General features: G+C 37.1%; 10 protein-coding genes and 4 pseudogenes. 10 read left to right on the top strand and 4 right to left on the bottom strand.

Annotation, left to right across the window (positions count from 1 at the left end; genetic code table 11):
* Both CWATDRAFT_RS23705 and CWATDRAFT_RS40370 read left to right on the top strand, forming a co-directional pair.
* A pseudogene (locus CWATDRAFT_RS23705) lies at positions 1–364 on the top strand (IS1634 family transposase); the annotation flags it as partial.
* Positions 365–669: 305 nt separating this feature from the next.
* Complete coding sequence (locus CWATDRAFT_RS40370; RefSeq protein WP_007307378.1) at positions 670–1,590, top strand: cadherin domain-containing protein; 921 nt, start codon at positions 670–672, stop codon at positions 1,588–1,590.
* A 77-nt stretch (positions 1,591–1,667) separates the two neighbouring features.
* Here the strand turns inward: CWATDRAFT_RS40370 and CWATDRAFT_RS23695 are convergent.
* The 3 genes and pseudogenes from CWATDRAFT_RS23695 to CWATDRAFT_RS23685 all read right to left on the bottom strand — a co-directional run.
* Positions 1,668–2,945 (bottom strand): annotated as a pseudogene (locus CWATDRAFT_RS23695) (NF041680 family putative transposase); the annotation flags it as partial.
* A gap of 27 nt (positions 2,946–2,972) precedes the next feature.
* Positions 2,973–4,499 carry an IS5-like element ISCwa2 family transposase gene (locus CWATDRAFT_RS23690; protein WP_007307375.1) on the bottom strand — a complete coding sequence of 509 codons (1,527 nt, stop codon included), beginning with the start codon at positions 4,497–4,499 and terminating at the stop codon, positions 2,973–2,975.
* Positions 4,500–4,769: 270 nt separating this feature from the next.
* A complete protein-coding gene (locus CWATDRAFT_RS23685) occupies positions 4,770–4,982 on the bottom strand; it encodes a hypothetical protein (RefSeq protein ID WP_042711062.1) in 213 nt (70 codons plus the stop codon).
* A 180-nt stretch (positions 4,983–5,162) separates the two neighbouring features.
* Between CWATDRAFT_RS23685 and CWATDRAFT_RS23680 the strand changes: the two genes are divergently transcribed.
* A complete protein-coding gene (locus tag CWATDRAFT_RS23680) occupies positions 5,163–6,647 on the top strand; it encodes an IS1380-like element ISCwa5 family transposase (protein ID WP_007307379.1) in 1,485 nt (494 codons plus the stop codon).
* A 740-nt stretch (positions 6,648–7,387) separates the two neighbouring features.
* On the opposite strand, the gene CWATDRAFT_RS23675 is transcribed toward CWATDRAFT_RS23680, so the two are convergent.
* Entirely contained in the window at positions 7,388–7,726 is a 339-nt protein-coding gene (locus tag CWATDRAFT_RS23675) for a hypothetical protein (protein WP_157134165.1), read from the bottom strand.
* A 329-nt stretch (positions 7,727–8,055) separates the two neighbouring features.
* Between CWATDRAFT_RS23675 and CWATDRAFT_RS23670 the strand changes: the two genes are divergently transcribed.
* The 7 genes and pseudogenes from CWATDRAFT_RS23670 to CWATDRAFT_RS23640 all read left to right on the top strand — a co-directional run.
* On the top strand, positions 8,056–9,018 hold the full coding sequence (locus tag CWATDRAFT_RS23670; RefSeq protein ID WP_007307380.1) for an NAD-dependent epimerase/dehydratase family protein: 963 nt from the start codon (positions 8,056–8,058) through the stop codon (positions 9,016–9,018).
* A 186-nt stretch (positions 9,019–9,204) separates the two neighbouring features.
* Entirely contained in the window at positions 9,205–9,459 is a 255-nt protein-coding gene (locus CWATDRAFT_RS23665; protein ID WP_007307381.1) for a type II toxin-antitoxin system Phd/YefM family antitoxin, read from the top strand.
* On the top strand, positions 9,456–9,668 hold the full coding sequence (locus tag CWATDRAFT_RS23660) for a Txe/YoeB family addiction module toxin (protein ID WP_007307382.1): 213 nt from the start codon (positions 9,456–9,458) through the stop codon (positions 9,666–9,668). Before CWATDRAFT_RS23665 ends, CWATDRAFT_RS23660 begins: the two co-directional genes overlap by 4 nt.
* Before the next feature lie 219 nt (positions 9,669–9,887).
* Entirely contained in the window at positions 9,888–11,354 is a 1,467-nt protein-coding gene (gene ffh / locus CWATDRAFT_RS23655; RefSeq protein WP_007307383.1) for a signal recognition particle protein, read from the top strand.
* 133 nt (positions 11,355–11,487) lie between these two features.
* Positions 11,488–12,069, top strand: coding sequence for a helix-turn-helix domain-containing protein (locus CWATDRAFT_RS23650; protein ID WP_007303150.1), 582 nt, complete (start codon positions 11,488–11,490; stop codon positions 12,067–12,069).
* A 64-nt stretch (positions 12,070–12,133) separates the two neighbouring features.
* Positions 12,134–12,775, top strand: a pseudogene (locus CWATDRAFT_RS23645) (transposase).
* A 39-nt stretch (positions 12,776–12,814) separates the two neighbouring features.
* Positions 12,815–13,473, top strand: a pseudogene (locus CWATDRAFT_RS23640) (IS66-like element ISCwa4 family transposase); the annotation flags it as partial.

Genomic DNA, 13,473 nt, shown 5'->3' with positions numbered 1-13,473 from the left:
TAAAAACCAGCAATCTACGGAAAGAGGATTTCGATTTTTGAAAGATCCCTTATTTTTTACTGATAGTTTCTTCGTTGAAAAACCAGAAAGAATAGAAACAATGTTATTTTTAATGTCTTTGTGTTTGTTGATTTATAACTTGGGGCAAAGAGAATTAAGAAATTGTTTAAAAAGAGTCAAAAAAGGAATAAATAATCAAGTAGGGAAAGTAACATTGCGTCCGACTTTGAGGTGGATATTTCAATGTTTTCAAGGTATTCATTATGTGACTTTAAACGGAGTTAAACAAATTGTCAATTTGACAGAAGAAAGGCGTTTTATATTGAGTTTATTACCTGCATCTTGTCAAAGATATTATCTATAAATTGAATTGGATAAAGCAAAAATAATAAAAGAATAAGAGTCTAATGATATCAAATGAGAAGAGGAAACTCTCCTTCGTTTGTGCTGAGTCTTGCTAAGTTTTCAATGAGTATAAATCTTCTTAATTTGATTATTTTTCCTAAAAATTTAATGAAAAGAGAAATATTCTTGCCCAGGTATGATTTTCGGACTTTTTAAAACTATGTATTTTTTTATACTACATTTTGAAGTGCGGAATCTGGGTTAAATGGGAGCAATGGCTTTGTTCTTAATGGTATTGATATAGGTGACGAATCAGGCTGGTCAGTGAGTGGTGCCGGGGATGTGAATGGGGATGGTTTTGATGACCTCATTATTGGGGCAAGAAGTGCCGACCCCAATGGCATTGGGCAAGCAGGAGAGAGCTATGTGGTGTTTGGCAAAGCAGGGGTTTTTTCTCCTAGTTTTGACCTGTCTTCCTTAAATGGGAGCAATGGCTTTGTTCTCAATGGTATTGATAGTGTTGACTTCTCAGGCGTATCAGTGAGTGGTGCAGGGGATGTGAATGGGGATGGTTTTGATGACCTCATCATTGGGGCAAATGGAGCCGACCCCAATGGCAATGAGCAAGCAGGAGAGAGCTATGTGGTGTTTGGTGGCCGTAATTTTGCTGCCAGTGTTGAACTGAACCACCCCAATAGTCAGTTTACTAATGTCACAGAAAACAGTCCTAATGGTACTTTTATCGCCCTCTTAAAGACGGAAGACGTGGATCAGGGAGACACCCACACTTACACCCTCATTGATGATGCAGGGGGACGTTTTGCCATCGATCAAAACAATCAGTTAGTTGTGGCCAATGGAAGTCTCCTGGACTTTGAAACTAATACTAGTCATAACATAGTTGTTCGTACAACTGACAGTGGTAACTTAAGTTTTGATCAGACTTTAACCATTAATGTTAATAATGATGATGGTGCTGTGTCCATTGATGATGTAACCCTTACAGAAGGAGATAATGGCACCACTAATGCCGTATTTACAGTTACTTTTTCGGAACCTGTTAATAACACTATCACTGTAGATTACTCCACAGCAGATGGGACAGCCACCGTTGCTGATAATGATTATGTGCCTATTTCACCTACTCCTTTAGTATTCAATCCCAACCAAACCACTCAACAAATTACCGTTGAATTGGACTTTGGACAAAAAAATTTTGTTAGCGTATATTTTACGCTAAACTAAAATCCCAAAATATCGGCTCTGTATCAGTCAATAAAATTGGCTGACAAATAGGGCTAATCTATAGATTCTGAGGAAAACTAAGGAGCTTTTAAGTTTTCAGTTGATTTTTTGCTCCCTTTCTTGATAACATCATGACGAGTTCGTGGGGCTTTTTTGTAACCTTTAATACGTCCGGAAGAAAAACCTCGACGTTTGGGAAATTTGGCGAAAGTCCCCAAGGTCGTAATTATTCTTGAAAAGTCTCTTTGAACTAGACTAGGGGTGATTTTGATGGATTTATTAGTCTTCAAATACTGTTCCCAATCACGGGGTAAAACCACAGCTAATTTTCTGGCAGCCCACAAATTTACATAAGAAAGAAGTGTTAGTTTAAACCAATTTTCTTCATGATGTACATCGGGAGTTAAATAAGATGTCATCAATAATCTTTGTTTACCAAATCGAAAAAGATGTTCCATGTCATAACGTTGTCGATAACACTGATAACAATCAACTAAACTTAACTCATCGCGCCGAGAACCAATAACAATAAGCCACATAGGTTTCCAAATACTATTTCTTTCTTGATCTCTGACAACAATCTGGAGTAAAGTAAAGGGGTGATTGTTCATTTTATAGTTTTTAGTTCCTCTCATTAACATCTGTTTCCATCCCGAAATAGTCACTGTTAATTGACGACTTTTTTTCGTTGTAAAGGGAACATGATGAACTTCATCAGGTTCAGTCCAAGTTTGGTCATCTTTAAGGTCAAATTTATCCCCATACCAACGGGGATGTCCCGAAGTTTTGGCTTGATTTGGGTCCCGAATAAATTGACGATAAAAAACTCGGTCACTTCTAACTATTGTAATAGTAACTACGTCTTCATGCTTAACTTGTTCCCCAATAAAATCCTTTTGGCTGTAGTCACTATCAGCCACTAAGGCAGATAATTTATCAGAAAATAAAGAACTTTGCCAGATTTTTTTTAGTTGTTGATTGCCTTGATTTACTCCTTTATGTTTAGAGGGGACTCGCTCTCCTGATAAGGGGACAGCCCAAGGGACTTTTTCTGTGTCTATTTGGTCAGGTAAAGCGCAGACAACGGAATAACAATGTCCAATATTAATGGGTTTATTTCCCTTAATTGGATTGGGGTAATGAATAAAGGTTTTATCCGCTAACGTTTCGGCAAACGGTCGTGGACAGGGAGTTGTGTCAATACCAAATAAGTTATAATGTTTTGAAGTGGGAGGAATTGTTCTCGATACCGCTGAAAATAAAGTCTCAATTCTCTGTTCATAATTAGGGTCAGTTTGAGTGGGTAAAAACTCTTGAATTCCTCTATATAAACTGTTATAATCTCTTCTAAATAGGGTTTGCTGAAAAAGTTTCTCCAAAATTTATGCCACTTTTGACCAAGAATTTTCTGACAAATCAATAAGTTTTAGTACATAAAAATTGTTTAAAGTATAATCAAAATTAATGAAAGGCGGTTTGATGAGTTCTCCTGTTCTATTATTAGTAAATAAGGACAAAAAAAGCGACAAAAACTGCCTCAGAAGTTTAGAAAGATTGACAACTAAAAATGTAATAGCAATAGATGTAATGGAGGTTTCAGGAAGTTTTGTCATCACGAGATTTAGGCTAAATCTTCGTTTAGCTTGTCCAAACTTTCCCTCAATAGCATTACGGAAGCATTCATCGGAGTGGGCTTGTTTCTTTTCTTCTTCACTGACATTTTTCAGAGGTCTTCCTAACTTCGGACCACTGATTCTTATCCCTCTTTCCTTACACCAATTTCTGTTTTCCCTAGTTCGATAAATTTTATCTACATGGACGGATTCGGGATAATAGCCAAACGTTTCTTTATACTTTTCTACTTGTTCTTTTAAATGACAAGATTCATTGAAGTTTTCCCAACTTATTTTGTCTAGAAACACATAGTTATCTACACAGCTTACTGAGAGTTTAGCTCCAAACTCTATTGGTTTTCCTGCTTTTCCCCTCACTATTGGACGAATATGCGGTTGAGTTAAACTTACAATTCTTTGAGGAACACTCTGGGTCTTATTCTCCCACATTGACTGTTGTTGTTCATAAACTTTTTTGATAGTCTCTAGACAATTTTTCTGTCTTTTACTCAGATTTTCCAGGGAAGCCCCAGCTTGAATTAAGTCTTCTATATTTCCTAAATTTTTCTTAAGGTATTTTAACTGTTTCCCGATAGCTTTTCTTCTTTCTTGATAAGATACTTTTCGTTTTTTAGCTACTTTTAAGTATTCCTTTCTAGCAATTTTTCTAGAAGTTCTCGGCTTTTTTCTCAATTTCACTCTTAATGGTTTATAAAGATTATCTATTATTCTTTCTGTCTCAATTCTGGCTTGATTTAATATGCCTAAATCCGTTGGGTATTTGATGTCTGCTGGCGCACAAGTCGCATCTAAAATTAGTTTACCTTTATTTTTTATTTTTTCTCCTTTTTCTTGGAGACAATCCTTTTTTTTTACTTCTTTATCACTCTTGTCTATTTCTCTTTTTACTATTTTTTTATTGATTTTGTTTATCAATTCTCCATCAATTCTTTTCCTAAAATGAACTAGCATTGAAGATTCCAGTGGTGGCTCTTGTTGATGACAATTTAAACCTATAAAGTATTGTAGATAGGGATTTTCTCTAATCTGTTCTATAGTTTCTCTATCACTTGTTCCTAATTTTTCCTTAATAATTAATGTCCCTAATGCCATTCTAAATAGTTTGGCTGGCGCACCTTTTTCTGCTGAAAAAAGTTTAGCATATTCTTCCTCAAAATCATCCCAAGGTATCAACTCTGCCATGATTACCCAACGATTATTGGGGGACAATTTGCCCTCGAAAGGTAATTCAAATTTTTCTGGGGGCGGTAAAGGTTGCTCCTCTTTTCGATACATTTGTTCTTGACCAACAACTGGGAGGTGTTTCTACCAATTATAGCGGTTTGTAGCCGACAAAGCTGATCTTTTTTGCGATCGCGAATATGGGTGTAACCTTTTAAAGAATAGGGTTTTGCTTTTATTCAGCAAACCCTAATTATTTTGAAAGAAAAAATGTGAACATTATTATTGTTCACATTAGTTAATTTATCGAAAAATCAAGGGTCTAAAACCCCGTCCTAAAGGGACGTAATATGCTAGTGCAGCTTAGCAAAAATAATCTACCAGTCACTTATGATCTTTAAAGCCCTTAAATTTCCAAACGAACGGCTTAGCAAAATGTTGATTAAAGTAATCAATAAAATTGAGAATTTTTTGGGATAGTTCTTCAGTTGAACGGACAGTAATTCTTTTCCCGAATTTCTCACAAAATCTGCGATCGCCAAACACAGAAGCCTTACAGGAAGTGGGTTTGAACAGAGCGATCGCAGATTTCCCCAACCAACAGTCTGTTGTCAGATTTTAAGTTAAAATCAACCCGAATTAGACAAAGATGAAAAGATAAATCAATCACTCATTTTTCCAAAAAAAATTATTAATAAAATCTCTAATAGTACTAGATTGTTAGAATAAAATATGCTATAATTTAATTATTAAAGCAATTTACCTTAAACTGATTTAATGAGTCCCAGTCATCCCCGAACCCCTCGTCAAGTAATCAACTTTAGTAAACAGAAAGGAAAAGAAATAATCGCTAATTTTGATGGGGGACTAATCACTTCAGATGCGGGGATTGTCTGGATAGCTGAGTTGGATAAAAAACTGAGAATTACCGAGAAGTTTGGTAACTGTTTTCAAGATCATCGTCATCAATCTTATGTAGATCATTCCGTTCATGAGTTATTAGCACAAAGGCTTTATGGAATTATTTTAGGCTATGAAGATGTCAATGACCATGATAAATTACGTCACGATCCTGCCCTTCAGACCGCTTTAGAAAAGCTTAATGAACTTGAAGATAAAAAGGGATGGTTAGCTGGAAAAAGTACAATTAATAGATTGGAATATTGTCCTGAGACTATTCTCGACAAAAAAACGAGTCGTTATCATAAAATAGAACCCAACTTTGAAGCCATTGAAAAATCTTTTGTCGAATTTTTTTTAGAGTCTTATAAAAAACCTCCCTTAAGTATTATATTAGATATGGATGTCACGGATGACCAAGTACATGGTAATCAAGAAGGGGCATTTTTTAATAGTTATTATCACGGAGTATGTTATGCTCCTTTATATATTTTCTGTGGGCATCATTTATTAGTTGCTAAACTTCGTTCATCTAATGTAGATCCAGCCGATGGAGCCTTAGACGAATTACAAAGAATTATCGGACTAATTAGAGAAAAATGGTCAGAGACTCATATCCTAGTTAGGGGTGATAGTGCCTATGCCCGTGAAGAAATCTTCTATTTTTGTGAAAATCAGCCTTTAGTTGATTATGTTATAGCTATGGGAACAAATGGCGTTCTTAAGTTACGAGCGGATGATGTAATTGAAAAAGCCAAACATGAATATGAAAAAAAACTAGCTCCAATAACTGAATTAATGGATAGTTTATTTCAGAAAAAAGAAGATTTAGAAGAAGTTAAAAAATTAGTACCAATTTCTACTTGGTATCGCTCTATTCGTTATCAAACAGAAAAGTCATGGAGTTGTCAAAGGAGAGTAGTGACAAAAGTTTGTTATGGAAGTGATGGCTTAAAAATGCGCCATGTGGTGACATCTTTGCCCGCTTCAAAAATTCCACCCTCAAAACTTTATACAAAAAAATACTGTCCGAGAGGCGAGATGGAAAATCGGATTAAAGAACAACAATTAGACTTGTTAGCTGATAGAACTTCAACTCAAACATTTCAAAGTAATCAACTAAGATTATGGATACATTCCTGGGCTTATGTTCTCATAAATGCTTTTCGTCAACACTGTTTAAAAAAAACTTCATTGGCTAAAGCAACTGTGGGAAGAATACGTCTAAATCTTCTTAAGTTGGGAGCCAGAATAAAGATTAGTTGTAGAAGAATTATTATCGCTATAGCTAGTGCTTGTCCTTATCAAGATATTTTGTCTATTGCTAACAAAAGAATTAAAACTATTCCTAATACTGGATAAGTAGAATAAGTTGTTTTAAAAAAAAGATATCTATCATAAGTTGTTGACTGACTGATACTTTCATTTAGTCTTATTTATCGTGGAGAAAATCAAAAGTTAATATAATTATTCCCTCTTAAACTCAATTTTTGGATAATCAAAGTCAATTTTTTTATTCATCTATATTCAAAATTTCTATTAGTCCTAAAAATTATCATTTTTCATCTCTGGATTGGGCTTTCAAATTAATTTGTGAGAAATCCGGGTTCAGCACTATTCGGTAAGGCGATTGCAATGCCGAGGCTCACTCCGAGTCCCATCAAACAGTTCTTTGTCGTATGCAAAGTTGAGAAAAGTCCATTTCCCCGTACATTTCGGGCGTTTAAGGCATTCATAGGAAAATCAAAAACTGTTACATTTACCTAATTTTTGTGGCAAACTGCTAACCATTGTAATGATTGTGTTAAAGAAGGTCAAGAAATATTTAGGTATTTACCCGTAAATGTTTTCGGTGTCCAATATTTAGGGCGTGTCTGCTTAGAAGATGGCGAAGGGTCTGAAGACAAAACTTGCTACATTAGGAGACTCGAGCGCTTATCTATCAACTAATTTTTGTATTGCTAGATGACGGAATTTAATTTTCGGACAAGTCCAATTATTTGTTTTCTCGCTCATTCAATTGATGCTTGCAAAAAGACCCAAAGCTGGCGACTATCCCTATAACTAAAATAGTTCGCCCTGCTGAGGGTTTTAGTCAATGTTTACGCATCAGCTACAGGAGCTAAGGTGGTGCCATTATCAAATCCAAATAATGGCATCAGCACGACTAAAATCTGCTGCTCCACCATTAAACTGGGAACGGCAGAGATGGCAGGGGTTACATCAAGGGTATTGGTATCAGAACCATCGTTAATAGCCGAGTTTAAAGTTCCACGGGAAGTGGTCACTGGTTGCAATGTGATGTTATTAGCATCGACATCAAATCCGCTTATGCTAAAACCTCGAATCTCCTGATAAGCGTAGCCATAAGCAGTAGCTGCCGCCTCAGCACTATTAGGCAAAGCGATCGCAATGCCTAGGCTCACTCCGAGTCCCATCAAACAGTTCTTTGTCGTATGCAAAGTTGAGAAAAGTCCATTTCCCCGTACATTTCGGGTGTTTAAGGCATTCATAGCAAAATCAAAAACTGTTACATTTACCTAATTTTTGTGGCAAACTGCTAACTATTGCAATTATTTTGTTAAAGAACGTCAAGAAATATTTAGGTATTTACCCGTAAATGTTTTCGGTGTCCAATATTTAGGGCGTGTCTGCTTAGAAGATGGCGAAGGGTCTGAAGACAAAACTTGCTACATTAGTATAGTCAAGCCGTTATCCATAAACTAATTTTTGTATTGCTAGATGACGGAATTTAATCAATATAGTGTTAATGAAACGTATTTTTATCACAGGCTCTAGCGGTTGTATTGGTCATTATATGGCAGAAGCTTTAATTCAAGAAACTAATCATGAACTTTACTTTTTAGTGAGAAATCATCATAAACTACAATTTAATTATCAAAGTCGTCCCAATGTTCATCTGATGATCGGTGATTTACAAAACATTGAAAAGTTCAGTGATTTTTTGAAGACGGTTAATGTAGCAATTTTAGCAGCAACAAGTTGGGGGGGGATTAACGAATCTTTTGAAATCAATGTTACTAAAACTTTAGGATTAATGAAGTTATTAGATCCTGATATTTGTGAACAGATTATTTATTTTTCCACTGCCAGTATTTTAGATAAAAATAATCAACCTTTACCGGAAGCAGGAAGATTAGGAACTAACTATATTAGGACGAAATACCAGTGTTATACTCAGTTATATAAACTCCCTATTTACAACAAAGTCACCACTGTTTTCCCTACCTTAGTCTTTGGTGGGGAACCGAATAAACCCTATTCTCATCTCTCAGGAGGGATTAAAGATGTAATTAAATGGGTTGATCTAATTCGTTGGTTTAAAGCTGATGGTAGTTTTCATTATATTCATGCTAGAGATATCGCTCAGGTTATTAGACATTTGGTAGAAAATAACCCTACTGAAGCTGATAGTAGAGATTTGGTATTAGGAAACAAAAAAGTAACTGTTAATGAAGCCATAAAAGAAATTTGTAACTATCTCAATAAAAAAATATATTTTCAAATTACTTTATATATTATTTTAGTTAACTTTTTTATCAAAGCTTTTCGCTTACGTATGGAAGACTGGGATTATTTTTCTATTAATTATCGACACTTCACTTATAAGGACACCGTAACCCCTGCCAGCTTTAATCTAGAAAATTATTGTACAACTATCGAAGATGTAATGCAATTAAGTGGGGTTTATCCTAAAAAAGATAAAAAATGAATTGATCTGTTGTTCTTTTCACCATAGGTTAAACTTCTAATTAGATTGGATCACCCTTAGTTAATCCCTGGGGGAACTTTTTCAGGGATAACTACACAAATTATTTATCATCTTCAGCTAGAGGTCAACCAAAGGCAAGTAAATTATGTTATTCTAGAGAAAATATGGAATGTATATCAAATCAAAATGCAAGCTATTACGAGTAGCCAAGCTAAAGAACAATTAGACGAACTAATAGAGCAAGTAATTCTGGATGTGGAACCAACAATTGTTTGTAATGCCCAGGGAAAAAAAGCAGTATTAATGTCTTTAGATGAGTTTAACGCTTGGCAAGAAACCCTATATTTATTATCAAATCCTGCAAATCCAGAACATTTAAGGGAATCCATTAAGCAAGCTAAATCAGGTCAGAAATCTGTGAGAAAATTAATCCAACCATGAAGATTACCTTCACGGAAGCTGCTTGGTCAGATTATGTTTGGCTACAAGAAAATAATAAAAAGCTCTTAAAACGGGTCAATTTATTGATTAAAGATATCATCAGATATCCCTTTGATGGAATTGGCAAACCTGAACCGCTTAAAGCAAATTTATCGGGATATTGGTCAAGACGTATTAGTTCTGAACATCGCTTAGTTTACGAAAGATAAGAAGAAGAATTAACAATTATTTCTTGTCGCTTCCACTATCAAAAATAAAGAAATTGATAACTTATATTTTTATGCCAGGAATGTCATTAGGAGGGAGCGAGTAATGTCATTAATGTCAAGTATTATCATTGACAGTGCTAAGGTTCAGGCATTGATCTAGTACAATTGAAGAAGTTGCACGAATAATTGATAATCAAAACTTAACAACCACTAAGCCCTATGTTTGATGCTCTCGCCGATCGCCTAGAAGATGCTTGGAAAAAATTACGGGGTCAAGATAAGATCACCGAAGCCAATATGCAAGATGCTTTGAAAGAGGTGCGACGCGCCCTCCTCGAAGCAGATGTTAACCTGCAAGTGGTTAAAACCTTCATTGCAGAAGTCGAGAAAGCTGCGATCGGTGCAGAAGTGATCGCAGGGGTTAACCCCGGTCAACAATTAATCAAAATTGTCTATGATGAATTAGTTAAGGTGATGGGGGAAAGTAACGTCCCCTTGGCACAGGCAGAAAAGTCCCCCACCGTTATTTTAATGGCCGGGTTGCAAGGGACAGGTAAAACAACCGCCACCGCCAAATTATCCCTATATCTACGTAAACAAGAACGAACTTGTTTGATGGTAGCGACAGACATCTATCGTCCCGCTGCGATCGATCAATTAAAAACCCTCGGAGAACAAATAGAAGTCCCTGTTTTTGAACTGGGAACCCAGGCCAACCCCGTTGATATCGCTACACAAGGGGTGGCCAAAGCGAAAGAAATGGGCATAGATACCGTCATCATTGATACTGCCGGGCGACTGCAAATAGACGAAGAGATGATGCTAGAATTAGCCCGTGTTAAAAAGGCGGTTAACCCTGATGATACCTTGCTTGTGGTCGATGCTATGACCGGGCAAGAAGCAGCTAACCTCACCCGTACCTTTCACGAACAAATAGGGGTTACAGGGGCTATTTTAACCAAAATGGACGGGGACACCAGAGGTGGTGCTGCCCTTTCTGTGAGGCAAATATCGGGGCAACCCATTAAATTTGTGGGGGTTGGGGAAAAAGTCGAGGCTCTGCAACCCTTTTATCCCGATCGCATGGCTTCCCGTATTTTGAGTATGGGGGATGTTTTAACCCTAGTCGAGAAGGCACAAGAAGAGATTGATCTGTCTGATGTGGAGCAGATGCAGTCGAAAATTTTAGAGGCTAAGTTTGATTTTAACGACTTCCTCAAACAAATGCGCCTGATGAAAAATATGGGGTCATTTGGCAGCATTTTGAAGATGATTCCAGGGATGAATAAACTCAGTAGTACAGATATTGAGAAGGGAGAAGGGGAACTGAAGCGTACAGAAGCTATGATCAGTTCTATGACCCTAGAAGAGAGGAAAAACCCCGATTTATTGGCAAAATCTCCTAATCGTCGCCGTCGTATTGCCAAAGGTTCCGGGCATCCCGAAGCAGAAGTCAGTAAACTGATCAAGAACTTTACCCGTATGCGAGGAATGATGCAGCAAATGGGACAAGGAGGAATGCCAGCTATGCCCGGAATGGGTGGGGGAATGCCTGGAATGGGCGGAATGCCTGGAATGGGTGGAATGTTTGGTCAAGGTGCAGCCCCAGGTTTTAGGGGTCATGGTAAAGGTAAGAAGAAAAAAGGCAAGAAAAATAAGAAAAAGAAAGGTTTTGGTAATTTATAGTTCTAGTTGTTTCCAATAAGTTTGAGATAGGATAGTATGGGTATCCTGCTCACTATCCTAACAACAATCTAGTGCAGCTTGGCGAAAGTAATCCACCAGATTTTTACAGAAACTTTCGTGACTAGCCACGACAATGTGTTTCAATGAAACTAACGGACGAATCTCGAAGTTGATGTCCATGATAAAAGCATTGCCAATTAACCTCTCCAACCTACAGAAAACAGTACTCCAACAAATAGTGAGAGGGACAACAAACCCCTATCGCCTTGTTAGACGAGCCAAGCTAATCTTAGCCGCAGCATCAGGAGAGAGCAATAGTTCGATTAGTCGAAGATTAGAATTAGACCGAGTACAAGTGCGTCAGTGGCGATCGCGATGGTTTGAGGAGAGAGAAAAACTGAGTGCCGCCGAAGAACAACAGGTAACGGAGAAAGCATTAATGGTCTTGATCAAAGGAATTTTAAGCGATCGCCCAAGACCTGGAACAACAAAATCCTTTACGGTCGAACAAGTAGTCCAGATTGTAGCGATCGCTTGTGAAGAATGTGAAAAATCAGACAGACCAGTGAGCCATTGGACACCTTCAGAGTTGGCGGATGAAGCCATAAAAAGAGGAATTGTCGAAAAGATTTCCCCCCGTAGTGTGGGGCGTTTTTTAAAAAGAAGCGACATTACAACCACATCTCGTTCGTTACTGGTTAAATGCCAAAATTGATGATCCCTTAAAATTTAAAAAGCAAGTCAAATATATCTGTGAACTTCATCAAGAAGCTAAAACTTTGTTAGAACAAGGAATTCATTTAATTAGTACAGATGAAATGACAGGGATTCAAGCTCTTGAGAGATTATTTCCGAACAAAAGAATCAAGCCTAAACAAGTAGAAAAAATCGAATTTGAATATGAAAGACACGGAACTTTAAGCTTGATTGCGAACTGGGATGTGGCAAGAGGAAAAGTTGTTAGTCCCTCTATTGGACCGACAAGAACAGAACAAGATTTTTCTGAACATATCCAGAGAACGATTAAGATTGATGAAAAAGCAGAATGGATTTTTATTGTAGATAAACTCAACACTCATAAATCGGAAAGCTTAGTCAAATTAGTAGCAGAAAGCTGTGGAATTACTATTGATTTGGGGAGAAAAGGAAAGGAGGGGATTTTGCAATCTATGGACAGCAGAGCAGATTTTTTATCAGATGAATCTCATCGAATTCGCTTTGTTTATATTCCCAAATATACATCGTGGCTTAATCAAATTGAGTGTTGGTTTTAGATCTTAGTCAGGCGTTTACTCAAAAGAATTACTGTCCGTTCAACTGAAGAACTATCCCAAAAAATTCTCAATTTTATTGATTACTTTAATCAACATTTTGCTAAGCCGTTCGTTTGGAAATTTAAGGGCTTTAAAGATCATAAGTGACTGGTGGATTATTTTTGTTAAGCTGCACTAGTTAGAGCTATCGCCGATGAACAGTTGGCGAACAATGTCTTCATGATTGAGTGGCTAGTCAAGGCACAACAACAGTTATCTCTTCAACAAAGACTGATTGGCCAGCAACAACAACAAATCTCTACACAACAGCAAGAAATTGAAAAATTGAAAGAAGAGAGAGATAAGCTAAAAAACCGTAACTCAAAAAACAGTTCAGTCCCCCCATCATCAGACCAACTAAAAAAGCCTTCTGACAAAAAGAAACGCAAAAAAGGATTTAAACGCGGACCAAAATATGACCACCCAGGGAAGACCCGTAATGGTTTTGGTCAGCCCGATAAGATAGTCCCTTTAGAACTAGAAAACTGTCCTGTTTGTGGGGGTTCAGTGGAACGAGATGAAGTAGTTCCCGAAAAAGTCCAGCAAGTGGCTGAAGTAGTAGACCAACCCATAGAAATCAGGGAATATCGTCGCGGATTCTATAAATGTCCTAGTTGTGGATGGTCAGATTACAGTCCTGTTCCATTGGGAGTTAAAGAAGGATTCAGTTATGGGGCGCGATTAAGTAGCATCGTGGGCTGGCTTGGCTATGGGGGTAATCTTACATGGCGTAAACAGGAACATTTTATAGAGTATGTCTTTGGCATTCCCATTTCTCAAGGGAAGCTTGCCAAAATGCACAAATG

Source organism: Crocosphaera watsonii WH 8501 (assembly GCF_000167195.1).
GTDB classification, from domain to species: domain Bacteria; phylum Cyanobacteriota; class Cyanobacteriia; order Cyanobacteriales; family Microcystaceae; genus Crocosphaera; species Crocosphaera watsonii.
Note: the sequence above shows the minus strand (reverse complement) of the source record. Positions and strands in the feature narration are given on the sequence as shown.